Source organism: Dyella sp. (genome assembly GCF_036746095.1).
GTDB lineage: Bacteria > Pseudomonadota > Gammaproteobacteria > Xanthomonadales > Rhodanobacteraceae > Dyella_B.
Genome location: NZ_DAIOEU010000036.1, coordinates 1 through 21774, shown reverse-complemented (window position 1 = coordinate 21774; position 21774 = coordinate 1). Strand labels below are relative to the sequence as shown.

Genomic DNA, 21774 nt, shown 5'->3' with positions numbered 1-21774 from the left:
TCGCGCAGCACGGTCGTCACGTTGCCTTGGCTATCGATCCGATCGCGTATGCCGTAGATCGCCTGCGTCGTGGTATCGCTTTTGTCGCCATCGCCGAGGTATTTGCCGGTGCCGAAGACGACCATGAACCGGTTGGTGATGGGATCTGGAAAAAGGCGCGGCATGGCCGTAATCGGCTGTGGCCCTTGTTGCGCTGGCCGGTATGCCAAGCCCACCTTCCACGCTGATGGATTCGATGCAGCCAGATCGAAACGCCACAGATTGCCGGCAAGGTCGCCGGCAAAAGCGACATCATCGACCTGGTCGTTGTCGTAATCGCCGAGCACCGGCGTGCTCAAGCCGTAGCTGCTCACGCCGCTGATGGATGGCGTCTTGAGTTCGGCCATCACGGCGCCGGTTTGCGCATCCAGCACAAACAGCGCGCTGTAGCTGGGCGGCGTGCCTGTTGCTTCGTCGCATCGGGCTGGCTTGTCCGGCTTGCTGCAATCGGCAAAGTAGCCGTTTGGCACCAGCACGGCCCAGCGGCCGTTTGCCAGCCGCGCGACGGCCGGCTGCCCGTAGGTGTAGCCGAGGTCCGCGGGATTGTAAGTAGCGCCAGTTTCCGTTTCGCCGCCAGGCATGCTGGCATCGAACTCCCATAGCACGGTGCGCTCAGGGAATCTTTCGCTGATTGCCATCGGGTCGGTAATGTCCAGCGCGTAGAAGCCACGACCGCCAAGCCCCAATCCGCCAATCAGCAGGCTGTGCCATTCGTGCCGGCCTTGCTCGCTGAAGAACACGTCGCGCGTAACCGGTGTGGCATCCACGGTCGGCTGGAATTGAAAATCCCGTGCATGCGTGAGGTTGCCAAGATTGCCGTATGCCGCGCGCGGCACATAGGCCCAGCGTTCCCTGCCTGCATCGGGTGTGCTTTCATGGCTGGTGCAAAGGCCCTGCTGGTCCTGTTCCTTGCATGCTGGAACGGGGGCATGGAACGCATGCAGCATGCCGTCGTTGGCGGCGACGTAGAGCATAGGCGGACGATCTGCGTGCTTCTCCACAAACTGCGCGTAGCTTTGCGCATTCACGGACATTTCCGGTGCATTGCTGGCCTTTGGCCACGTGTCGACATAATTGCCGGTGGGATTGGCCACATACACCGCTTGCGAATGCATGATCGCACCCAGCACGCTGCGACGCGGACGCAGGCTGTCATCGCGTTCCAGTGAACGGACGCCACGCAAATAATCGACGCGCGCTTCCAACGTATCAGCCGGGCTTTCCGGTGACGGTGCCATCAAGCCGCGCTTTTCGCTTTCGTCAAAGGGCGCTGCGGGTTCGAACGCCATGCCGGCGAGCGTGCCGTCTTGCCGCCGATTTGCGGTGAGCATGGTGCGGCCGGCAGGTGGTGTAACCAAGGGCTGGCTGAGCAGCGATCCGGCATCCCACACGGTGCCCGTCGCGGCGCCGTCCGCATTCAACGTGGCGGCTTTCAGTACGCCGGACCAATCGACGGGATCGTAGCCACCAAGAAAAGCGAGCGTGCCATCCGTCAACACGGTGTTGCTCAAGGCAAGTGTTGCCAAGCCGGGCGAGGCGCGCGAGCGATCCAGCGGCAGCGGGCTCAATTCCACCGTGCCGGGAAGACCGGCCTCCGTCGCCTGCAACGTGGCGATCAGCAGGGCGCAGGCCCATGCCAACGGTTTGCCAACGTGCTCAAGGATGCAGCGGCGCATTGAAGGTACTCTGCACCACGGCCATCACGTTGATGCTGCCTCCTGTCGCGCGTGCGGTGATGCGATAGACATGCACGTCGATCTGGCCGCCGTTGTTCGGCCCGGTATTGCCGGATTCGTGTAATCCGCCCACACCTGGCGGACGCTCGCTACCGAGGTCCTCGATGATGTAGACGGGGGTCTTCGCCAAGGCGGGCGTGTAGCCGTCGCCCTTGGGCATCACGTAGGGAACGCCAATACCGTCGATCCAACGTGTTGCAGATTGGAATCGGGTTACGGCACCGTTCGCGGCGTAAGGCGCGCTATCGGCGCGATAGATCACACAACCATCATCGTGCGTAATGGTGGCTTCCTGGCAATGCAGGCGCCCGCCCGCCTGGCCCGCCAACCACCACAGTTTATATTCCGCGCCGCGAAGTGCCGTTTCCGCGCTCATGCGTGCTTGCTGGGCATTGCGAAAACTGCCGGCCATGCGTTCCTGCAGCAGCGAATGTTGCGAGGCTGCGATGGCCAGCATGCTTAGCAGCACGAGGAAGACCAGGGCCATGAGCAGCGCAAAACCGTTGTGCGTATTGACATGACTCGATCTTCTTCGCATTCCCTGCAACCTCACTACGGATTGGCATTGCGCACGGCAACGACCGCCGTGAACTCCCGTCGCAACACGGGCAAGGGAAATCCCTGCTGCAATGGCGTGACCTTGCGATCATCGGCCGTCGGCGCCGCGGGCGTGAATATCCCATCCGCCGCATAGCTGTAGGCCAACTCATCCGGCGTCAGTGAGTAGAGCGGATTCTGCCCGGACATCAGCAAATCGACTTCAATCAAGCTGACCGCCCCCCACAGGCAACCACGGTCGCTGCTGCCTGGAATAGCCACCGGTACCGAAGGACAATCGGCACGTGTGCTGTTATCGACCTGTTCGGCGCTGTAATAGCGCAGCGTGCCATCGGATTGCTGCACGCCATACTTGAAATCCAGGCGTTCCACGCCGCGCGCGATTTCCTCGCCGCTACCGCCGCTTTGCGAGGCATCGCCGCCATTGACTCGCCGCATCAAGGCACCGGTCGTATGGCCCATGCCGTCGCCGTTGTCCTTCACGCGCAGGTAATAGGTCACGGTCCGCATGTCACGGCTGACGCTGAACAACTTCGGCGCTGCCATGTTCTGAAAAACATGCGGCTGCGCGAAGTTCGCACCGGTGGACGTGAGTGTAGTGCCGCCCATACCGGTGACGGCGAAGATCTGCGCGCTGGAGCAATCAGCCAGCATCACCAGCGACGAATCCTTCTTCACATCGCTCGTTTTCGGCTCGCCTGGCAACGGATTCAACTGGATGGTCAGCGAGCCATCCGCATGGCTGGTCAGCTTGCTGCCGGCGGCACTCCCCTGCGGCACGATTGCCCAGCCGCCCGCCGCATTGAGATAGCGCACTGTGAGCACCGACGCGCCGATCACGCGGCTGTCCACACCTTTGCCCATTGCCGGGATGCTGAAACCAGCAGGGTTGCGCTTGTTGCTCGGTTCGACCGGCGTGCAACTACTCACCGTGCAGTCGTAGCCGCGCATCATCAGAAACGAAGGCAGGGAATAAGGACCGCGTGGCTCCGACGGGTACGCGCCGCCCCAGCCAGTGCTCACGTCGCTCAGTGCGCCCATAAGTGCGTTCGGATCACTGGCATAGACGGTAGGCAGACGTGGCCCATCCAGATATGGGCCCGCGACGCTCGCGTGTGCTGTGCCGCCGGTACCGTTGCAATACTGTGCGCCCGCCATGGCAAGGTCGTTCCTGATCTGCGTGATGGCAAAGCGGCCTTCTTCCTGCAAGCGCGCCAGCTGCTCCTGGCCCTGGCGACTGTTCGAGGTGGAGGTAAATACCGCCACGATGCCCAGGCTCACCAGCAGGCCCAACGCCATCGCGATCATCAGCTCGATCAGGGAGAGCCCCCGGCAGCGGTTCACGGCTGGAACGTCCAGGTGAAGGTTTGCCGTAAAGCCTTGGCGTCGACGGAGTGTCGCTCGGCCCAGCGGATCGTCATCGAGCAGATACCGCCGTAAGGCGGCCTCAAGGCGATTTGTTCGCGAGACGGCGCGTGCAGCACGCCGTCTTGGTCGCATCGAACCGTGGCTTCCGGGCCTGGCGGCAGAAACGTCTTGAGCTGGCTGCTCCAGCTCTGCCGATCATGTCGCGCCAGTTGGCTTGGCGTGCAGCCCTTGTCGCAATCCTGCGCACTGGCGTCCGGATAGCTACCGTCGTAATCGCCGTTCCACACGCCGATCAGGTTCGCGTGCATGCGTTCGGCCATGTTCTGCGCGAGAAAGCTCACCTGCGTGCGCAGGTACGCTGACTGATTGGCGCGCGCCGCCATCGCCATCAAGCCGGCCGCCCCGATCAGCCCGAGGCTGAACACCAGCATGGCCACCAGTACTTCAATCAGTGTGACGCCTCGTGGACACGACGACAGCGGCATCGGCACCCTTCCCTATGAACCTCCGCACACTGTGGCCGCACAACCACATCCGCGTCAGTCGGCCACCGCCCCACATTGCGGTCCGAATCCCACCAACGCGACAGAGCTTGCAGGCCGCAAGAGCCCCCCTTAAACTAGGCGGCTCCGCCGGAATAGCTCAGTTGGTAGAGCGGCGCATTCGTAATGCGTAGGTCGTAGGTTCGATTCCTATTTCCGGCACCACGCTGTAACAGAAAGGCCGCCACGAAGGGCGGCCTTTCTGTTACTGGACCATCCGCTTGTCAGGCGGATCAGACTCACGGCGTTGCCGCCACATCTGCGAACTCCGGCTCCAAACCACGTCGTCAGGCGTCAGCTTCCGGAATTCCTCAAGGATGCCCTTGTTGATTCCCCAGTTTCGCTGGCGGTTCTTGTACACGTGGTGTTCGCCGAAGGTCATGCGTATGCCGCGTGCAGCGGACGATTGCACCAAGCGATTTTGCCGCCGGTACTGATCGAGCATCCACCGCGCCACGGCCTTCTCGTCCTCCGAAGTGTTCATATCACCTCCGATGGCCTGTAGGTGTCCTCGCCCAAGAGGGACGGGAGGGCGCTACGACGGGCGCCTCCGGGTGCTGTGCAGATGTACTCCAGACAGCCCTTACGGACCCGGATATACGCGCGCACATGCACCGTCTTGGCGTGGGACATATGTCTTCCTGCAAGCCGGATTTGTGAGGGCGATATCGTAATTCCGGGTCCCAGGGGGCTATACTCCCTGCGTTGTTTAGGCCGCGGAATCGGCAGAGGGACGCCCTCAACTGCCGTGCCGTAATGCCGGTACGGAGGTTCGGAACATCGTTGTAGGCACCCTTGCCGGGGTGTTTCCAACTCCGAACCAACCGCACCAGCGTTTGCCTACCTAGCGCCTCAACTCAAGCCTGTTTCGCGACGGGGAACTTGAGTTGGGGCGTTGCTTTGTCTGGGCCACCCGCGGCGGTAATCAGAGGGCGGCCATGTTCTCTCCTCATGACGATTCATCCTTCGCCGCTTCAGCGGCCTCGGCCTCCTCATCGGCCATCGTTTCCCTGTAATTGTTGATGATGAACTCGATCATCTTGACGACGGAGATCCACTGCCTGTCAGTCATGCCTTTGGGCAAGATGATTGCGCCGTCCTTCCCTGCGATAGGGATGGGGATGCTGATCATCGAGTCATCGTGAGTTTTCGCCGGGTGCTTCCTGTCGTGTTGGGTTTGTTCCGGCGCAGCAGGGGTGATCGGCGTCGCAAGGTTAGGTTTGGTCTTCCGCTTTGTCGTCGGTGCGACAGTCGGTGCCTTAACGTGAGGACTGACCTGAATCCCCGCGTCCCGTGAAGCCGCCAAAAAGAAGCTGATGCACTTTCCGAGCGTCGAGCCGGAGACTTCGTACTCGCGGAACTTGTCCGTCATCTGCTGAGTCGTCGCCGACTTCAGATTGAAGGTGCCGTTCGTCAACGCCGAGTAGCTTTTCTCGATCATCGCTTTGAGCATCGTATTCGACTGCGCTTCATCAGCGGCGAGATACTCATCGAGCAGCTTGGTGCGCGCGCCATCGTTATCGATGAGCTTGAACCACTTCAACGTGGCAATGAGAGCCGCCTGCTCCGATCCCGACCGCTTCCGGAGCAGACCAAGGCTGCGGTCGATTACATCAGGGAGGACGTCATGGGAACGAAGCTCCGCGATGAGCGTCTCGAAGCTCTTGTAAGAGGTATAGGGGGGCTTGATTGCCTTGTCGTTCACGAACGCCTCCGCAGGTGCGGTAGATTTTCGCGCAGCGTACACCCTCCTGAAGCCATGTTCAACACATCAGAAAAATTCGGCATAGACCAACTCATGCTGAAAATTTTTGTAATTTTTTCCATTCAAATATTTGATTCATAAAGAAAGCATAGACTTATACACAGGCTATTGCATTGTTTTGTCTCAAATGATGAGCCTGAAATCATGTCGGGAAAAACACTCTAGAAAAGTCCTGGCTATTGATCCTTTCTACGGAAGCGGTGGTTTCGTTATAAAACGTGTAGTGCGGGCCTGTATGTGGGCCATTGTGCGCTCTGCTAGGTTCTCTGCAACTGATTTGCGCTACGGGAATATCCAGCGTGGACTCTCGCCCCAGCAGGGACTGTGACGGGGAGCCGCCAGCCCCGGGAGGTTTGGATGCGCCCGGCCACGAGCCCGCCAGCGAATCGGGCCGTAGGCCGTATTCCTCGCGCATTTCGGCCTTGGTCCGGGAGACGATCCGCCCGGACGCGACGTACTGCCAGCGGTAGGTGCGTTCGTTAGCCCCTCAAAGGGAACTGATAAACCATGGCCCACCTAAGGAACCTCTGAACAAATCGGAATGGACGGCCAGACATCCCTTCGCCGCTCCGAATCCAGGAAATCGAATGCGTACTTGTGACACAACTTCCCGAAAATGCAGCCGTTCTTTACGCAACCGCAGGCGTCGTTGCCATCAGTTGGCGCCTGACCATCCACAGGTTTGGCTTAACGCCACGAGGGCTTGCCGTCATGGCGCTTTCCGATACCGGCATTCGCAAGGCCCCAGCCAGCAGGCCCACCGATAAGCCGCAGAGGCTCTGCCGATAGCGGCGGACTGTACCTGCTAGTCGACACGAACGGCTTCAAGTGGTGTCACCTCGATTGCCGCTACCGCTACGACAGCAAGCGCAAGACCTTGAGCGTAGGCACCTACCCGGAAACCGGTCTTGCCGATGCACGAAAGCGACGCGACACCGCGCGCAAGCATACGGGCCGGCATCGACCCTGGCGCGCATCGCAAGGCAGAAAAAGCTGTTGGCACACGCCGCATACTGCTTTGCCGTCATCGCAGAGGAATGACTTACCAAAGCAAGCCGGCAAGATGTCACCCGCCCCTTTGAAGCCCCATCGGTACCGTCGCTTCCGACCCCATGCTCAGCTCGCAATGTGCAGATGCTCGATCGCTGACGGCGCGGGCCCAAGCGTGGCACGGCTGCGGCAAGGCGGGCGCCGTGCTCGCGCTTGCTGGAACCGCATCCTGGGCGACCGGCTCGCTGCTTTGCGCCGCGACTGGCGCGGCTCGCGATGCTTTGATCAGCCTGGCGACGCAACTGACCTCAGCCGGAGCAGTGCTCGGCTCGATCGCCGCCACGACGCGTCTCGCAAGTACCCCACCGTCGGCATCGGCCGCGCTCGCGTTGCTCGTCGTAGCGAGCACGCTGATCGGCTACGACGTGTTTTCAACGCTCAGGTTTCGACGACGCTCGCCAATACGTTCCATTATGCGGCGCCTGTGATCGCTGTTTCTCTCCGCGCTGCAGTTGCATGAGTCGTTGACGCTCGTGACGCTAATTTCTGGCGGCATCGCCCTGGTGGGTGCCGCGCTGATGATCGACTGGAAGTAGTCCTGCGAACGGCGTGCCATCCACCCTTTCGCAAATCTCTGAGTTCAACCTGAGTATTCGATCATGACAGACACAACTCGCCCCACCCTGGTATCGCGCATGTTCAGCACGACTCGCCAGCAGACTCATTATCTGGAGATCGGGCCGGCCAACGGACAATTGATGATCTTCCTTCATGGCTGGCCGAGCATCAGTTTGATGTGGCGAGCCCATATGAATGCCTTTGCCGCCGAGGGTTGGCACTGCGTCGCGCCGGATCTGCGCGGCTATGGGGATTCTTTTGCGCCTGAAGCCAACGACGCTTACACCATCAAGGCAGTTGTGACGGATATGACCGAACTCCATGACCAACTTGGTGGCAAACCTGCGATATGGGTTGGGCACGACTGGGGCAGTGTCGTGGCCGCCGAGTTGTCTGCGCACGAGCCCGAGCGCAGTCGGGGCGCCGTGCTGACCTCACTGGCATATCAACCCCAGGGGCATGCCCTGCGTACAGTCGTTCCACTAATCGACCGGGCGATTTATCCGGCCGACCTGTATCCCGACGGCCAATGGGACTACTACCGCTACTACACGACCCATTTCAACGCGGCGATAGCCGACCTCGATGCGGACCACGCAGCATCGCTGGCGTCGATTTTTCGCTCGGGTAACCCTGATGGCATCGGCAAGATTTCGCCGAACGCGGTGGTGACGCGCAACGGAGGGCGCTTCGGTGCCGCCCATCGTGCGCCACCGGCTCAACCTGACCTGGCTCTTTGGCCGCGGGCGGACTTCGACGCGCTAGTGCAGAAGTTCAAGATTCGTGGCTTCCGTCCCGCCTGCGCGTGGTATCTGAACGATGAGGCCAACATCGCTTACGCACGCAGAGCGCCCGACGGCGGTCGACTCTCGCAACCGGTGCTGTTCGTCAACGGCGAATTCGATCAGATTTGCAGCATCACCGGAAATAGCCAAGGCGACCCGATGCGCGCGGCGTGCGCAGACCTGATGGTGACAACGATGCCGGCCGGACACTGGTTGCCGCTGGAATGTAAGGCAGAGCACATCGAAGCTATCCACGCCTGGCTTCGGAGCAAAAATCTTTAAGCGAGAAACCTCTCGGAACGTCTGCATCAGCTAGTGTCTCGCGGCGCACCCAGCAGGCGTTTTTGTTCTCCGCGACCTCGACCACACGTATACCAACAAGGGGCGCAGGCTGGGGTGAGCGAACGCGAACCCGAACACTCCGCTGCTTACATCCCATGCTGAGGTTGAGCTATGCCTCCTCCAACCCACGAGATGACTTGCGCTACAAGGCGAACTCACAACCGCTCCGCCTCCACATACTCCACCGGGACCGGCTTCACTCGCGCCGCCCACACCACGCCCGCCACAAGCAGCACTATGCCGAATAAAGTTTGCACACCGGGCAGTTTTCCCCGCAGCGCAAACGCATAACTCAGAGCCGCGAGCGTTTCGAACACGATCAGCTGTCCGGCAATGGCGGTGGGCAATCGCTGGCTTGCTTCGTTCCAGCACGTCGTGCCTATCCATGAAGCGAACAGGCCGATGGCCGCCATCAAGGTTATGAATGCAACCGGACGCGGACCCAATGGCATCGGAAAGTGACTGCCACTGGCATGCATGCCCAACCACAGCAACGCATAACCGACGAGCGCCAAGGGCAAGGTGGCGATGCCTTGCGCCGTCGCCCAGGTGCGTGGGTTGCGTCCGGGATGGTGGCGGAGCCAGTCGGCGTTGCGCAGCGGATACCACGTCCAGCACGCCACGGAAACGCAGGCGAGCAAGGCGCCAATGGCGTAGCGCAAGAGCTCGGCGTGACTTTGGGCTTTCAATCCGGACAACTCCGCTTGATTGACACAAGCGATGCCCGCGGCGATCAGCAGCAATGACGGCGCCAGGCGCCCCCATGGCAAGCGGCCGTCGCGGCGCGCATTGCGCAGGTTGGCGGCCATGGCGATCACCACTGGCAACGTACCGATGATCATCGTGGGAAGCGGTGCGCCGGCGCGCTGGATCGCCGCCGCCAGGCACACGTAATAAAGCAGGTTGCCGACCATGGCGAGCTTCAACGCTTCCAGCCAGTCAGCACGGGTCAGTTGGCGCAACGCGGCGCGGTCCAGCCACGCCAGCGGGAGGGCGATCACGCCAAAGGCAAGATAGCGGCCGACCGATTGCAGTGCGGCCGGGTATTCCGGCACCAGCAGTGGGCCGACGAAAACCAGTCCCCACATCAGGCCGGCGAAGAGTGCGTAAAGCGTTCCTGTCCACATGGCGCATAGCATCGGCGCAATGGCTTGCGGCCGTCTTGTACGAGATTGCTATTGCTGTAGCGCGCGCTGGTAACGTGCCGGCGTGGTGCCATAGCGGCGAGCGAAGGCCCGGGTAAGGTGCGCTTGATCAGCCAAGCCGGTGGCGGCGGCGACCTGCGCCGGCGCGGTGCCCGTGGCAAGCAGACGCTTGGCCGCGGAGAGGCGGAAAGCCATCAGCATCTGCTGCGGCGTGGCGTGATGGCGTGCCTGGAACTGGCGTAGAAAATGAAACGGACTCAAGCCTGCCACGATGGCAAGCTGATTCAGCGTGACACGCTCGGCCAGATGCGCACGCAAGTAGTCGATCACCGGCTCAAAGCGCGAAAGCGCTTCGGCATGCGCCACACGCGGCACGCGTGCATGGCGGCGGAATTCTTTTAAAAGCCCAAACAGCAGGCTGTCGAAGGCGAGCGGTTCGCGCACTTGCCATAGCGCATCGAGCAACGCCATGATATGCCGCGCAGCCGCTGCATCGGCATGCACCGCATCGCCGAACCACCAACCGGATTCACCGACAATCTCCGCTACCGCCGCTTGGTCGATGTAGACCATCCGATAGCGCCAACCACCATCCGTCTCGGCGCAGCCGGTATGCAATTCGTCCGGGTTCATCAATATCAACGAGTCGGGCGGCGCCAGGTGCTCGGCCCCGCGATACCGAAAGCGTTCCACGCCGGATTCGATCGCACCCAGCCCGAAACTTTCATGCACATGTGGCTCGAAGGCATGCCGCACGATATGCGCACGGTACAACTCGACGCCCGGACGATGCGCCGGGCAACGGAATTCGGCGGTGTCCGCGGAGTTGTCGAAGGAGAGGGGAACGCCTTGCATGAGCGGATGATGGCAGGCCGCGCCAATAACGAAAAGCCCGGCTTTTGCCGGGCTTTTCAAGCAACTTCTGTTGACGCCTGATGGTGTCATTCCCCGTAGTAACGCGTGGTGTAAACCACAGTGCGGGTAACGACCGGTGGCGGGGGCGGAGCTTCATACACCACGGTGGCAGGTCGATAGACCACGGTCGGGGCTGGTGCGTAATAAGCCGGCGCAGGCGCGACGGCGTTTTCCACCAGGCCAGCCACGGCGCCTGCCACGACTGCACCCGCAATCCACCGGCCGCCGCTCCAATAACCACCGCCGCGGTGCCAATCGTGGTCATGCCAGCCGCGGTCATAGCCGCGATCATGCCAGCCGCCACGACCCCAGTCGCCTCGATGACCCCACCCATCGTGATCGTGCGCTGACGCAGCCAGCGGCGTAACCAACGCAGCTGCAACGGCCAAACCCATCAACATACGACTGACTGCTACGTGCTTGCTCATGACGACCTCCGTTGGTGTCGGCTGCGATCCTCTGCTCGACGCGCTTAATAAGCACTGAAGGTTTTCTTCCCGCTTATGCGACATGGTTCCGAACTCTGCTCTGCATCACACGGCATCATGTGCGCTTGTGTTGCCTCTCATGACAGGTGCTCGCATTTCGCGCAGAAAAGTGGGTTGAACCGCATCCCATTTAGCATTGGCTAACCACTTATGCGGGTATCATTCAGCCTTGTCGCCATTCAATGAGCGCCATGGAAAGCAGGGGTGAACGCAGTGTTCGATTTAGTAACCGATTGGGGGATTCAAGTATGAGCAAGTTCGCAATCAAGACTCTTTGCGCAGCGGTTGCCGTGGCCACTGCCGCCGGCCTGACCGGTTGCAGCCACCAGGCCAACGCGGACCCGGCGCTGGATGCTTCCCAGCAACAGCAGGCTGCGCAGGCAGCAGGCCCGCAGTACGCACAGGTGGTCAGCGTGACGCCGGTGCACCAGCACGTGAATACCCCCCATCAGGTTTGCCAGGATGTGGTGGTCAATCACACCGAGCCGCCGAAAGACCAGCACAACATCGCCGGTACCGCGATCGGTGCCGTGGCTGGTGGTTTGCTGGGCCACATGGTCGGCCATGGCAAGGGCAACACGTTGGCGACGGTGGCAGGTGCGGCAGCAGGCGGCTACGCCGGTAACCGCATCGAAAACGCCCACCATCAAAGCCAGGTGACCTCTACCACCGAGCACGAGTGCAAGACGGTGACCGATTCCAGCGACCGCGTCGTCGGTTACGACGTGCAGTACGTCTACAACGGTGTCACCCGTACCACACGCATGGATCATGATCCGGGCAACCGCGTGCAGGTGCAGGAAGGCGTAACGTCGGTGTCCGACGCTCGCTGAGCAGCAGATACCTCGCAGCTGTACCTGGAAGGTGGCGATCCATGGATCGCCACCTTTTTTATTGGCTCCGGTCTTCCCCTGTCATCACCCGCCATTCCGCCGGCCTGTCTGGATAATTGACAGCGCTGTCATATCCCAAGAACATGACCGCCACTTCCACGGGTCCGCCCCGCCGGCCCACCGACCGAGGATTGCGCATGCATCACACGCGAGGCGTCTGTTCGTTCCGTCTGGGCTTTCTATGCCTGTCCATGCTCGCCGTCGCCCTGCCCGCTTTCGTTCTGGCGCAGGAACAAGCCGGCGGCACCGTCGTACACCCGCAAACCTGGCCCACGGCGCACTCGCCGCTGCCGCCCGATCCACAGGGTGAGCGGCGCATCCAGGCCTTGCTGGCATCGATGAACACCGAGGAAAAGGTCGGGCAGCTCATCCAGGCAGACATCGGCAGTGCCACGCCGGAAGACGTGCGCAACTATCACCTCGGTTCCATGCTGGCCGGCGGAAATTCGAAGCCCGGCGGCGCACGCGTTGCCGATGGACCGCAGTGGCTTGCCTTGGCAAAAGCCTATGAACGGGCCGCCATCGACGTGCCGAAAGGACACCCTGCCATCCCCTTGTTGTTTGGCATCGACGCGGTACATGGCAACAACGGTGTCGTGGGCGCGACGATTTTTCCGCACAACGTGGGGCTCGGTGCCGCGCACGATCCCGACCTGATTCGCAAGATCGGCGCGGCCACCGCGGAGGAAGTCCGCGTGATCGGCCTTAACTGGGCGTTCGCGCCGACGTTGGCCGTCCCGCAGGACGTACGCTGGGGGCGCAGTTACGAAGGCTTTTCATCCAATCCCAAGCTGGTGGCGGAGTACGCGCCCGCAGCCGTGGAAGGCTTGCAAGGCAAACCCGGCACGCCGGATTTTCTCAACGCCGATCACGTGATCGCCAGCGCGAAGCATTTCCTCGGCGATGGGGGCACGCACAACGGCGTCGACCAGGGCGATGCGCAAATCAGCGAAGCGGCTTTGCGCGATATCCACGGCGCAGGCTACCCACCCGCGATCGATGCCGGCGTGCAGACGGTGATGGCGTCATTCTCCAGTTGGAACGGCGTGAAAATGAGCGCCAACAAGGGGCTGCTTACCGATGTGCTGAAAGATCGCATGCATTTCGACGGCTTCGTCGTCGGTGACTGGAATTCGCACGGCCAGGTGCCCGGTTGCAGCAACGATGATTGCCCTGCCGCCATTGATGCCGGGCTCGATATGTATATGGCGCCGGACAGTTGGCGCAGCCTTTATCAACACATGCTGCAGGAAGTGCGCAGCGGCGTGATTTCGATGGCGCGCCTGGACGATGCCGTTACGCGCGTGCTGCGGGTAAAACTGCGGCTTGGCCTGCTCGATGGCGAACCTGCCGCGCAACCGCTCGAGGGCAAGTTCGACCTGCTGGGCGGCGCGGACCATCGCGCACTGGCACGCCAGGCGGTACGCGAGTCGCTGGTGTTATTGAAGAACGAGCATCGCTTGCTGCCCCTGGATCCACGCAAGCACATCCTGGTGGCTGGCGACGGTGCGGACAATATTCCCAAGCAAAGCGGCGGCTGGACTCTCACCTGGCAGGGCACCGGCGTGACCAATGCGAACTTCCCGCATGCGCAATCGATCTGGAGCGGCATTCGCGAACAGGTACAAGCAGCTGGCGGCAAGGCGACGCTATCGGTGGATGGATCGTTCACACAGAAGCCGGACGTTGCCATCGTCGTGTTCGGCGAAGATCCGTACGCGGAATTCCAGGGTGACATGCCCAACCTCGCCTACAAGCCGGGCGATGACAGCGATCTGCAATTGCTCAAGCACCTGCATGCGCAGGGCATACCGGTGGTGGCGGTGTTCCTGTCCGGCCGCGTGTTATGGGTGAATCCGGAAATCAATGCATCCGACGCTTTCGTGGCCGCATGGCTGCCGGGCTCGGAAGGCGGCGGCATTGCCGACGTGCTGTTGCGCAAGCCCGATGGCAGCATCCAGTACGACTTCCACGGCAAACTTTCTTATGCATGGCCGCGTAATGCGGCACAGACGAACCAGGCCGATCCGAACCCGCTGTTCCCATATGGTTATGGCTTGCGTTATGCCGATAACGGCGATTTGCCAAAGCTTTCCGAAGATCCCGGCATCCGCCTGGATAACGCGCAGAGCGGCGTGTACGTGATGCGCGGCAAGCCTGCGAAAGGCTACTCGCTGGTACTTGCGGACGCAGGCGGCGATACCAAACCGGTCACCGCCATGCCCGCCAGCAGCCCACAGGGCGACCTGCGCGCGACGTCGGTGGATTATCACGTGCAGGAAGATGCGCGGCGCTTTGCGTGGATGGGCAAGCATGACGCGCAGTTCGCGATCATCGCCGACCACGCGCAGGACATCGCGCGCCAGTCCAACGGTGACATGCAGCTGGTGGCAACGCTGCGCGTCGATGAGCTGGGCAAGGGCAATGCCACGATCGGTGTCGCCTGCGGCGTGAACTGCCACGCGGAGGTACCGGTGCAGGCAGCGCTGGCTTCCTTGCAGAAGGGCCAGTGGGTTCGCTTTGGCGTGCCGTTGAAATGCCTGCAGAAGAACGGTGCCGACATGAGCCACGTCGATCGACCGTTCGTGCTGCACAGCGCGCCGGGCACGGCGATTTCGATTGCCTCGGTGACGCTGTCGTCGAATGCAGATCGAAGCGTGGCGTGCGCAACGCCCTGAGGTGCCTGCCCCTTCACCGTAAGTTGGGGTGAGGCGCAGCCGAACCCCAACATGGGCACGCATGGATCACGCGACGTCGGGGTGCGCGTCACGCTCACCCCAACCCATGCAAGCGTAAGGCGGGTTTACGCGCGCTCGGGTATCTCGCGCACGGCCCCGCTACGCTGCAAATATGCGCTGCACATCTGCTCCACCAGTTCGCGGTGTTTCGGCAGATCCCTCATCGCATGTGCCGAAACCTGCTGGATCGCGGCAAATTCGCGCCGCGCTTCGTCCATGCGCGGGAAACTGCTGCGCATCGCATCCAGATCCGTACGGAACTCCAAACCGTAAAGCACGTATTGCCAACTCGACGGCATGAACATTTCCAGGTCGGTCACGAAATCGAGGCGATGCGGCGGCCGATAGCGCCACGCTTTCAGGCGATCGCGCAGGGTTTCAGGGATGCTTGCCGGATCGGTATTGTCGACCCAGAACGGGTTATCCGTACGCTGCGTAAGGCAGTAATGCATCTTGATGAAATCCAGCACGCGCTCATAGCGCGCGCAGATCATCGTATTGAAGTGCTTCGCCGCACGCTCCATGTCGTCCAAGTCCAACGGCAGCAGGTGCGTGAGCAAATACGTACCGAGTTCAACCAGGGCGATGCCGGTTGATTCCAACGGCTCGACAAAGCCGCCCGCCAAACCGATGCCCACGCAATTGCCGCGCCAATGTTCGGGTCGATACCCGGTTTCAAACTTGATATGCAGCGGTTCCAGCCCCTCGGCCGCACTGCCCAGATGCTGGCGTATCACTTCTTCCGCCCGCGTTGCGTCGGAGTGGCGTGACGAATACACGTACCCAACACCACGCCGCTGTTGCAGGCCGATATCCCAAGTCCAACCGGCTTCCTGCGCGGTAGCGATGGTGTAGCACGCAATCGGCGTATCGGGACGCGGATATGGCACCTGCATCGCCACCGCACGGTCCACAAACAGCACATCGGTGCGGCTGCGGAACGGAGACGCCATGGCGTTGCCGATCAGCCGGCTGCGCAAGCCGGTGCAATCCACGTAGAGATCTGCACTCAGCTCGCCCAGCTCCTTCGTTACCAGGCTTGCGATGGCACCGCGCGCATCCAGCTCGACGCGTTCCACCGTGGCTTCATGACGCTTCACGCCCAGCCGCTGGCCATGCTTGGCCAGCACCATTGCCACGCGCGCCGCATCGAAGTGATAGGCGTAATTCATCGGGCCCTGGAAATCCGGATCGCTGGCGCGCTTGGGCCCGTGTCCCTGCGCAACCAGGTGGTATTGCATGGTGACCGCCTCGGCCAGTTGCATGCCTTGCGGCGCACCCCCAAGCAGCCAGTAAGGCAGCAGTTCCGGAGCACCCGGACGCTGGCTGGGCAGGCTGAAGGGATGAAAAAAACTGGCTCGTCCCTCGCTGCCGGGCGGCCGTACCCAATGGTCGTAGCGAATGCCCTGCTTGAAGGTCGCATTGGCCCCTGCCAGCAACTCGCCTTCGTCCAAACCGATCGCAGCCAGGGTGCCGCGGATCGAAGGAAACGTCGCCTCTCCCACCCCAAGCAGGCCGATACCGGGCGATTCCACCAGCTCCACGCGGATGCTGCCGGGCGCCGCCGCGTTCAGATGTTTAGCCAGGTAGCAGGCCACCAGCCAGCCCGCCGCCCCACCACCTACCACCAAGATGCTCTGCAAACGTGCCATGTCTTTGCCCTCCCCGGGCGTGCGTCATGTTGCTATGCGTCAAGCTTCTGCACCGAAAGCCGCCTACTATCCGTGTATGACAGCGCTGTCATATCGTACAGCACTGTCGTACCCCATGGGGCCAGCCGGGCGGACTGGGAAAAAAGGCAGGCCCACCTGACAACGCGAAATTCATTTTTTTTGGAGGGGATGAAATGACGCTTCACCACTCGGCCATGTACGTCGCGCTTGCCGCCGTGCTTGCCTCGGCCCCCGTTCTTGCTGCGGGACAGGACGCGACATCGCCGGCCACGACCAACAAGGACGGCGGACCGTCCAAACAGAAAGTAAAGAACCTGGAAACCATCCAGGTCACTGCTACCAAACGCGAAACCCCGCTACAGAAAACCCCGGTGGCCGTTACGGCGATCACGGCCGACGCACTCGACAAGGAACACGTACAGACCGTCCAGGACATCACCAAGCTGGTACCCGGCCTGCAGGCCACCAGCGAGGGCGACCATGGCGTGACCACGCTCACCATGCGCGGCATCGGCAATGACAGCGCCAAGACCGAATACGCCGATCCGGAAGTGGCATTGTTCATCGATGGCGTGTATGCACCACGCGCCGAATCGGCCACCAGCCTGCTGCTGGACATCGACAGCGTGCAGGTGCTGCGTGGCCCGCAAGGCACGTTGTGGGGCCGCAACTCCACCGCGGGTGCGGTCGACTTTGAAACCGTCAAGCCCGATATCAACGGCGGCTTTTACGGCAATGCGCAGATGTCGCTGGGCAGTTACAGCCAGACCGGCGAAAAGGCGGCGGTCAATCTGCCGATCAGCAACACGTTTGCGATGCGCGTGGCCGTGGCGCATGAGCAGCACGATGGTTACGTGAACTACCAGAACCCCGGCAGCGAACTGCCCAGTGTGGCGCAGCAGCAGCAGGCCTATCTTGCCAGCGGCGGCACGCTGGCCACGTTCCAGCCGATCAACCAAGCGCTGTATACGCAGGGCGGCGACAAATACAACGCGCAGAACCAGTCGGCGGCGCGCATCAGCGCGTTGTGGCAGCCGACCGATGCGTTCAAGTGGAACCTGTCGTACGAGTATTTTCTCGATCGCGGCACGCCGGACATCAACCTGATGCAGAATCCGCGTGCGGGCCAGGATTTCTGGTCTGCGTTGATCGACATACCGCCCTATCTGCACCGCACGTCGAAGACGGTGCGCAGCCGCATGGATTGGCAGATCAACGAGGACATGGCGCTTACCTACATCGCCGGCTACAACCGCTTCTCCGGTTCCAGCCAGTTCCAGCAGGACGACGGCGCCATTCTGCCCACCAGCTTCACCACCGGCGGCGTTTATCAGAACGACCGCACCAATTATTCCAACTATTCCAGCTACAGCCATGAACTCGATTTGAAATCGACCGGCCAGCATACCGTTGACTGGATTCTCGGCCTTTACTACGCCGCGGAAGACAACAATATCCGCTTCGACATTCCGATCATGAATGGCACGCAGCAGGGCACGGTGAACTGGCAGGGCTCCTTCATCCAGCCGAAAGAAACCGTGCAATCGGAAGCGGTGTTCGGCCAGGCAGTGTGGCACGTCACGGATGCATTCAACCTCACCGCCGGCGCGCGCTTCTCCGACGACACCCGCAGGAACGAAGGCGGCATCAACTGGGGTTGGGCATACGACCCCACCGTGCCGCAGGTACCGATCTCGCCGAGTTCACAGCCGCAGGATGTGGGCTTCAGCATTTCCCAGCACAACGATGGCCGGTACCACAAGACCAAGGTCACCTGGCTGGCGCGCGCCGATTATGTCTTCAACCCCAACGCCATGGCTTACGTCAGCGTGGCCACCGGCTACAAGTCCGGCGGTACGCAGGACGGCGGCACGCTTTATCAGCCTGAATCACTGACCAACTATGAAATCGGCGCGAAGTTTACCTTCCTCGATGGCCACATGACCTGGAACAACGCCGCGTATTACGAGGATTTCAAGAACTTCCAGCTCTCGGCGCCCATTACCTATCCGGACGGCAACCACGGCTTGGGCTTTAACAACGTGCAAGGCAGCACCAAGGTGGCCGGCTTCGAATCGGAGCTGGCGTTGCAGGGACATGACGATCGCGCCAACGTGGTGTTTTCAGCCATCCCGGAGAAAAAACTGGGCACCCTGCTGTACGCAGGCAGCAACGATTATCAAGGCTTGCCGGCCTGTCCGCCGCAGTCGAATCTGGCCAGCTGCATGAACATCAGCGGCAATACCTTGCCGCATGCGCCGGATGCCTCGCTGACGGTCATTTACGAGCACGATTTCCATCTGTCCAACGACGGCCGCCTGACGCCGCGCCTAAGCAGCCAATACCAGAGCATGCAGTGGCTGAGCCCCTTCAACCTGGGTTCGGGCGATCAGCAGAAAGCGTATGTGCGCACCGATCTTTCACTGCGCTATACGGAGCCGCAAGACCGCTGGTGGGTGAATGCGTACGTGCAGAACGTCAGCAACGACAGGATCCGCACGAACGCCTCGCGCTTCACCACCGCCAATGGCGGTTTCGTCTACGTTTCCCAGTACTTGCCGCCGCGTACGTACGGCGTCGAACTGGGAGTGTGGTTCTGAGCAGGAAACACTCCCGCCTGCTCGGCGTGGCGCCTGCCCTCCCCGGAGGCGCCCTCTTTCTTCAAGTTCTTGCGTGCTGAAGGCCTGTCACGGTCACAACGCTTGTAAACAAACGGGCTCGCACGGCATAGTCACTGCGCAATACGGTGATGTCAGGAGCATGCATGCGGGTACGCCTGGAAGATGTCGCACGCGCGGCGGGTGTATCGCCCAAGACGGTGTCGCGCGTCCTCAACGAGGAAGCGTACGTCAAAGAAGATACGCGCAAGCGCGTGCTCGCGGCCATGGAGTCGATGAATTATCGACCCAGCCCTTCGGCGCGCGGCTTGGCTGGCAGCCGCTCGTTCCTGGTCGCCATGCTGTACGACAACAACGACAACCCGGCCTCCACCTATCTGGCCGAGATCCAGGACGGCGTACTCGACGCCTGCGACGCGAATCGCTATAGCATGATGGTCTGCCCGCTAAGGATGCGCGGCCCCGATTTCATTCGCCGTGTCGATGCGCTGATTTCCGATCATCATGTAGACGGCGTGGTGCTGACCCCGCCCTTGACCGATCACCCGCCGCTACTGCGCCGCTTGCGCGAGCGCGAGGTGCCCTATGCCAGCGTGTCGCCGGTAAATCGGAGCAGCACCATCGGCGTATGCATGGATGATGAGCATGCTGCGCAGGCCCTCGTCACCCATCTGATCGAACTGGGCCACCACCGCATCGCACACGTGCTGGGCATCGCCAATCATGGCGCAACCCGTTGGCGACATGCCGGCTACAAGGCGGCGCTCTCGGCCGCGGGCATCCCCTACGATCAGGACTACGTGGTGGAAGGCGAATTCATGTTCGGCTCCGGCGTGGCCGCTGCGCGCAAGCTGCTGGCGTTACCGGAACCACCTACCGCGATCTTCGCCGCCAACGACGACATGGCGGCCGGCGTCATGTGGGCCGCGAACGAGCGCGGCATGAAAGTACCGCGCGATGTGTCGGTCTGCGGGTTTGACGACACGCCGCTGGCGAGCCAGCTATGGCCCCCGCTGACGACGGTGCGCCAGCCTGCGCGCGAGATGGGCAAGCTCGCGGCGCTGCAGTTGATGGAGTTGTTGCGTGGCAAAGGCGCAGGCTTGCTGGTGCAAGTGCCCTATTCGTTGCAATTGCGCGAGTCGACCGGCGCGCCGCCGAAGGCCAAGACGTAGCCGTAACGTCCGCGGCCGTCATTCCCGCGAAAGCGGGAATCCATTTTAAGGATGCATCAGAGCAAATGGATTCCCGCTTTCGCGGGAATGACGACCGTGGGTATACGCAAGATTTGGAATCACGCAGCCAATCAATGCTTCTGCTTGTAAATATGCTTGCTGTTGTGATTTTCGGCACGATTCAAATTGCGCTGTTCCTGCTTGGTCAGGTGGCCGTTGTGCCTGGCTTCGTCGGCGGATTCGCGGCGTGCCATGTTGGCATCGTGCTTTTCGTCGCGTGCAGCCTGCTTCTGCGTCATGGTGCCGTTCTTCAAGCCGTTGTTGATGCGATCCTGCTGGTTTTCCAGGCGATTGTTCACTTCGTTGACGCGCGGATGGTTGGGAACATCGGTTTGCGCGAACACCGTACCAGACGCCATCGCTGCACCGATGACCAGCCCGAACATGATGAGTTTCGACTTTGCATTCATGGCAAATTCCTTGGGATGTTTTAGCGGACGTTCGTTGGAATTGGAGCCTTGCCGTCCCCGGCAAGGCGCATGCATGCGTTGAGCGGGATCATCATTTTGAATACTGCCGATGGTGTCTCCTGCAGCGTCCTGCGCCATCGCGTGCCCCTTGCCCTCGCAGGCGCCAAGAACGAGTGGCCATGGCCCACGTTGACAACCGCGCTGGCGCGCGCGGGATTGATTCAGCTGGCCATTATGTTGCGTCGCGAAGAAGGTTTCGCGTAAGGCGGTTGGCGCATCGCATCACGATTCGCCATGCAGGCTGGCGAGCCTTGTGCACCAACGAGCGATAAAAGAATGGTGCCCCCGACACGATTCGAACGTGCGACCTTCCCCTTAGGAGGGGGACGCTCTATCCAACTGAGCTACGAGGGCTGAAGGGCCATGGCGCATGCTGCAAACCAGCATGCGCGGGACCCGAAGTATAGGCGATGCACCACCGTGGCGAGCAAGCCAGTGCCCTTCCGGCTCGGCCGGCGTCAGCCCGCCTGATAGAATAGGCGTTTCCCTCATATCCAGGCGCTCTGACGCCACGTCTCAGGAGTCCGCATGTCCCACGCAATCCTCACGGCGCTCGGTCTTACCGGCGACCAGTCGGGTACGTACCTCGGCAACGGCGAGTGGTCCAAGACCACCAATGCCGGCACGCTGCAGCCGCTGAATCCGGCCACCAACGAGGTGATCGGCACCGTCCATGCCTCCAGCGCCGCCGACTACGAGATCATCGTCACGCGCGCGCAGGCGGCGTTCAAGACATGGCGTACCACCCCCGCCCCGCAGCGTGGCGAAGCCGTGCGGCTGTGCGGCGAAGCGCTGCGCAAGCATAAGGACGCGCTGGGTTCGCTGGTCGCGCTGGAGATGGGCAAGATCAAGCCCGAAG

The 21774-nt window shown here is 61.5% G+C and carries 19 protein-coding genes and 2 tRNA genes; 9 read left to right on the top strand and 12 right to left on the bottom strand.

What is annotated here, in order from left to right; translation table 11 throughout:
- The 4 genes from V7M64_RS14550 to pilV all read right to left on the bottom strand — a co-directional run.
- Nucleotides 1-1715: PilC/PilY family type IV pilus protein (locus tag V7M64_RS14550; protein WP_333680016.1), on the bottom strand; the 1715-nt coding region annotated here is incomplete at its 3' end.
- On the bottom strand, nt 1696-2313 hold the full coding sequence (locus V7M64_RS14545) for a PilX N-terminal domain-containing pilus assembly protein (protein ID WP_333680015.1): 618 nt from the start codon (nt 2311-2313) through the stop codon (nt 1696-1698). The genes V7M64_RS14545 and V7M64_RS14550, both read right to left, overlap by 20 nt.
- A gap of 14 nt (nt 2314-2327) precedes the next feature.
- Nucleotides 2328-3677, bottom strand: coding sequence for a PilW family protein (locus V7M64_RS14540; protein WP_333680014.1), 1350 nt, complete (start codon nt 3675-3677; stop codon nt 2328-2330).
- Nucleotides 3674-4186 carry a type IV pilus modification protein PilV gene (gene pilV, locus V7M64_RS14535; protein ID WP_333680013.1) on the bottom strand — a complete coding sequence of 171 codons (513 nt, stop codon included), beginning with the start codon at nt 4184-4186 and terminating at the stop codon, nt 3674-3676. Before pilV ends, V7M64_RS14540 begins: the two co-directional genes overlap by 4 nt.
- A 146-nt stretch (nt 4187-4332) precedes the next feature.
- Here pilV and V7M64_RS14530 point away from each other — a divergent pair.
- Nucleotides 4333-4408, top strand: a tRNA-Thr gene (locus V7M64_RS14530).
- Nucleotides 4409-4448: 40 nt separating this feature from the next.
- On the opposite strand, the gene V7M64_RS14525 is transcribed toward V7M64_RS14530, so the two are convergent.
- Both V7M64_RS14525 and V7M64_RS14520 read right to left on the bottom strand, forming a co-directional pair.
- Nucleotides 4449-4727, bottom strand: a complete 279-nt coding sequence (locus V7M64_RS14525; RefSeq protein ID WP_333680012.1) for a hypothetical protein — start codon at nt 4725-4727, stop codon at nt 4449-4451.
- Between the two features lie 465 nt (nt 4728-5192).
- Nucleotides 5193-5948 carry a DUF5343 domain-containing protein gene (locus V7M64_RS14520; RefSeq protein ID WP_333680011.1) on the bottom strand — a complete coding sequence of 252 codons (756 nt, stop codon included), beginning with the start codon at nt 5946-5948 and terminating at the stop codon, nt 5193-5195.
- A gap of 1253 nt (nt 5949-7201) precedes the next feature.
- On the opposite strand from V7M64_RS14520, the gene V7M64_RS14515 reads away from it, so the two are divergent.
- Both V7M64_RS14515 and V7M64_RS14510 read left to right on the top strand, forming a co-directional pair.
- Nucleotides 7202-7486 (top strand): hypothetical protein, encoded by a 285-nt coding sequence (locus V7M64_RS14515; RefSeq protein ID WP_333680010.1) that lies wholly within the window; start codon nt 7202-7204, stop codon nt 7484-7486.
- A 207-nt stretch (nt 7487-7693) separates the two neighbouring features.
- On the top strand, nt 7694-8683 hold the full coding sequence (locus V7M64_RS14510; protein ID WP_333680008.1) for an alpha/beta hydrolase: 990 nt from the start codon (nt 7694-7696) through the stop codon (nt 8681-8683).
- Nucleotides 8684-8898: 215 nt separating this feature from the next.
- Here the strand turns inward: V7M64_RS14510 and V7M64_RS14505 are convergent, their stop codons facing one another.
- The 3 genes from V7M64_RS14505 to V7M64_RS14495 all read right to left on the bottom strand — a co-directional run bounded on the left by V7M64_RS14505 (nt 8899) and on the right by V7M64_RS14495 (nt 11231).
- Complete coding sequence (locus V7M64_RS14505; RefSeq protein ID WP_333680007.1) at nt 8899-9870, bottom strand: DMT family transporter; 972 nt, start codon at nt 9868-9870, stop codon at nt 8899-8901.
- 48 nt (nt 9871-9918) lie between these two features.
- On the bottom strand, nt 9919-10743 hold the full coding sequence (locus V7M64_RS14500) for an AraC family transcriptional regulator (protein WP_333680006.1): 825 nt from the start codon (nt 10741-10743) through the stop codon (nt 9919-9921).
- Between the two features lie 86 nt (nt 10744-10829).
- Nucleotides 10830-11231, bottom strand: a complete 402-nt coding sequence (locus V7M64_RS14495; protein ID WP_333680005.1) for a hypothetical protein — start codon at nt 11229-11231, stop codon at nt 10830-10832.
- A 308-nt stretch (nt 11232-11539) separates the two neighbouring features.
- On the opposite strand from V7M64_RS14495, the gene V7M64_RS14490 reads away from it, so the two are divergent.
- Together V7M64_RS14490 and V7M64_RS14485 are read left to right on the top strand one after the other, a co-directional pair.
- The gene (locus tag V7M64_RS14490) at nt 11540-12124 is read left to right on the top strand and encodes a glycine zipper 2TM domain-containing protein (protein WP_333680004.1); all 585 of its coding nucleotides are present in this window, start codon (nt 11540-11542) and stop codon (nt 12122-12124) included.
- Nucleotides 12125-12321: 197 nt separating this feature from the next.
- Nucleotides 12322-14862, top strand: coding sequence for an exo 1,3/1,4-beta-D-glucan glucohydrolase (locus V7M64_RS14485; protein WP_333680003.1), 2541 nt, complete (start codon nt 12322-12324; stop codon nt 14860-14862).
- A gap of 125 nt (nt 14863-14987) precedes the next feature.
- Here the strand turns inward: V7M64_RS14485 and V7M64_RS14480 are convergent, their stop codons facing one another.
- A complete protein-coding gene (locus V7M64_RS14480) occupies nt 14988-16574 on the bottom strand; it encodes a tryptophan halogenase family protein (protein WP_333680002.1) in 1587 nt (528 codons plus the stop codon).
- A gap of 194 nt (nt 16575-16768) precedes the next feature.
- Here V7M64_RS14480 and V7M64_RS14475 point away from each other — a divergent pair, with 194 nt between their 5' ends.
- Both V7M64_RS14475 and V7M64_RS14470 read left to right on the top strand, forming a co-directional pair.
- A complete protein-coding gene (locus tag V7M64_RS14475) occupies nt 16769-19195 on the top strand; it encodes a TonB-dependent receptor (RefSeq protein WP_333680001.1) in 2427 nt (808 codons plus the stop codon).
- A gap of 164 nt (nt 19196-19359) precedes the next feature.
- The gene (locus V7M64_RS14470; RefSeq protein WP_333680000.1) at nt 19360-20385 is read left to right on the top strand and encodes a LacI family DNA-binding transcriptional regulator; all 1026 of its coding nucleotides are present in this window, start codon (nt 19360-19362) and stop codon (nt 20383-20385) included.
- Nucleotides 20386-20516: 131 nt separating this feature from the next.
- On the opposite strand, the gene V7M64_RS14465 is transcribed toward V7M64_RS14470, so the two are convergent.
- Nucleotides 20517-20855 (bottom strand): hypothetical protein, encoded by a 339-nt coding sequence (locus tag V7M64_RS14465; RefSeq protein WP_333679999.1) that lies wholly within the window; start codon nt 20853-20855, stop codon nt 20517-20519.
- Between the two features lie 69 nt (nt 20856-20924).
- On the opposite strand from V7M64_RS14465, the gene V7M64_RS14460 reads away from it, so the two are divergent.
- A complete protein-coding gene (locus V7M64_RS14460; RefSeq protein ID WP_333679998.1) occupies nt 20925-21119 on the top strand; it encodes a hypothetical protein in 195 nt (64 codons plus the stop codon).
- Nucleotides 21120-21192: 73 nt separating this feature from the next.
- On the opposite strand, the gene V7M64_RS14455 is transcribed toward V7M64_RS14460, so the two are convergent.
- A tRNA-Arg gene (locus V7M64_RS14455) sits at nt 21193-21269 on the bottom strand.
- A gap of 174 nt (nt 21270-21443) precedes the next feature.
- On the opposite strand from V7M64_RS14455, the gene V7M64_RS14450 reads away from it, so the two are divergent.
- The coding region (locus V7M64_RS14450) for an aldehyde dehydrogenase family protein (protein WP_333679997.1) at nt 21444-21774 on the top strand (331 nt) is incomplete at its 3' end.

Excerpts from the sequence above, each read along its gene's own strand:
- V7M64_RS14545 (WP_333680015.1), bottom strand. The coding sequence starts at position 2,313 with ATGCGAAGAAGATCGAGTCATGTCAATACGCACAACGGTTTTGCGCTG.
- pilV (WP_333680013.1), bottom strand. The coding sequence starts at position 4,186 with ATGCCGCTGTCGTCGTGTCCACGAGGCGTCACACTGATTGAAGTACTG.
- V7M64_RS14525 (WP_333680012.1), bottom strand. The coding sequence starts at position 4,727 with ATGAACACTTCGGAGGACGAGAAGGCCGTGGCGCGGTGGATGCTCGAT.
- V7M64_RS14510 (WP_333680008.1), top strand. The coding sequence starts at position 7,694 with ATGTTCAGCACGACTCGCCAGCAGACTCATTATCTGGAGATCGGGCCG.
- V7M64_RS14505 (WP_333680007.1), bottom strand. The coding sequence starts at position 9,870 with ATGTGGACAGGAACGCTTTACGCACTCTTCGCCGGCCTGATGTGGGGA.
- V7M64_RS14500 (WP_333680006.1), bottom strand. The coding sequence starts at position 10,743 with ATGCAAGGCGTTCCCCTCTCCTTCGACAACTCCGCGGACACCGCCGAA.
- V7M64_RS14495 (WP_333680005.1), bottom strand. The coding sequence starts at position 11,231 with ATGAGCAAGCACGTAGCAGTCAGTCGTATGTTGATGGGTTTGGCCGTT.
- V7M64_RS14490 (WP_333680004.1), top strand. The coding sequence starts at position 11,540 with ATGAGCAAGTTCGCAATCAAGACTCTTTGCGCAGCGGTTGCCGTGGCC.
- V7M64_RS14485 (WP_333680003.1), top strand. The coding sequence starts at position 12,322 with ATGCATCACACGCGAGGCGTCTGTTCGTTCCGTCTGGGCTTTCTATGC.
- V7M64_RS14480 (WP_333680002.1), bottom strand. The coding sequence starts at position 16,574 with ATGGCACGTTTGCAGAGCATCTTGGTGGTAGGTGGTGGGGCGGCGGGC.
- V7M64_RS14475 (WP_333680001.1), top strand. The coding sequence starts at position 16,769 with ATGACGCTTCACCACTCGGCCATGTACGTCGCGCTTGCCGCCGTGCTT.
- V7M64_RS14470 (WP_333680000.1), top strand. The coding sequence starts at position 19,360 with ATGCGGGTACGCCTGGAAGATGTCGCACGCGCGGCGGGTGTATCGCCC.
- V7M64_RS14465 (WP_333679999.1), bottom strand. The coding sequence starts at position 20,855 with ATGAATGCAAAGTCGAAACTCATCATGTTCGGGCTGGTCATCGGTGCA.
- V7M64_RS14460 (WP_333679998.1), top strand. The coding sequence starts at position 20,925 with ATGCATGCGTTGAGCGGGATCATCATTTTGAATACTGCCGATGGTGTC.